General features: G+C 53.3%; 1 protein-coding gene. It reads left to right on the top strand.

What is annotated here, in order from left to right:
* Nucleotides 1-53 precede the first annotated feature (53 nt).
* A protein-coding gene (locus M5B99_RS29545) for an IS3 family transposase (protein WP_248807447.1) occupies nt 54-1,276 on the top strand; the annotation gives its coding sequence in 2 pieces (ribosomal slippage) (nt 54-405 and nt 405-1,276; 1,224 coding nt in all).
* Nucleotides 1,277-1,311: the final 35 nt, after the last annotated feature.

The following is a 1,311-nucleotide window of genomic DNA, read 5'->3' as shown; positions in this document are numbered from 1 at the left end:
TGTCCCGTCCTGAATAAGGTTTACACCTTCTGACCTTTTTTCAGGAGGACGTAATGGATTCAAGCAAAAGGCGCAGTCAGCGGGATTACACGCTGGCTTTTAAATTGTCGGTCGTCGATCAGGTCGAAAAAGGCGAGTTGAGTTATAAAGAAGCTCAACGGCGCTATGGCATCCAAGGCCGGTCTACGGTGTTGGTGTGGCTACGCAAGCATGGTCGGCAGGATTGGAGCCAAGGCGCGTCTATTCGAGTGTTGAGGACCAGATCCATGGCCGAGCCAACTCTACCGCTGACGCCCGAGCAGCGAATCAAAGAGCTTGAAGAACAGCTTACGCTGAGCAACCAGAAGGCTCAGTTTTTCGAAGCCGTCGTGAATGTTCTGAAAAACGACTACGGTATTTCCGTCGTAAAAAAGCGACCCGGCAAGTCCTCTCACAGGGGCAAATCGAAGGCCTGAGCATCACCAGGGCTTGCCTGTTCATGGGAATTTCTCGTCAGGCCTATTACAAGCGCAATCGGGCTTACGATGCGCGGCTCAGCCGCAATCAGCAGGTAGTGGACTTTGTCATGGAAAAGCGGCGACGCCAGCCAAGGCTCGGAACGCGCAAGCTGCACCATTTACTGCATAGCGAAGCAGAAACGGTGTTGCAGGTAGGGCGGGACCGCTTGTTTGCAATCTTGCGAGAGGTGCGCGAACTGGTCCCACGCAAGCGGGCTTATCACAAGACGACCCATAGCCATCATCGCTTTCGGCGCCATCCTAATCTGCTCAAAGCAGGTCCGGACCAAGTCGTTGCCAACGGGCCTGAACAGGTATGGGTTGCGGATATAACCTACCTGCCCACCCAAGAAAGCGTGGCTTACCTGAGCCTGATAACCGACGCTTACTCGCGAAAAATAGTGGGCCATCATGTGCATGAAAGCCTGCACACAGAGTCAGTGATCAGAGCGCTGAAGAACGCCGTTGCAGAGCGGAAAACCAAGCAGGCACTGATCCATCACTCAGACCGTGGTGCCCAATACTGCTCTGATCTTTATCAACACCTGCACATCAGGCACGGCATTACCTGCTCGATGACGGATGGTTATGACTGCTATCAGAACGCTATGGCTGAGCGGGTAAACGGAATTTTGAAGACCGAGTTCCTGTTGCATCGCCCGAGGGACTTGGCAGAGGCGAAGAAAATGGTGGATGAATCGGTCCTGATCTACAACGGAGAGCGGCCGCATTTGTCCTTGAAATACAAAACGCCCGATGCGGTGCATCGGGCGTTTTGAGTGAAACAGGTGTCAACCTATTTCAGGACTAGACA

This window comes from Pseudomonas sp. MWU13-2100 (genome assembly GCF_023242365.1).
Taxonomy (GTDB): domain Bacteria; phylum Pseudomonadota; class Gammaproteobacteria; order Pseudomonadales; family Pseudomonadaceae; genus Aquipseudomonas.
The sequence above is the reverse complement of the archived record's forward strand: the minus strand, read 5'-3'. Positions and strand labels throughout refer to the sequence as shown.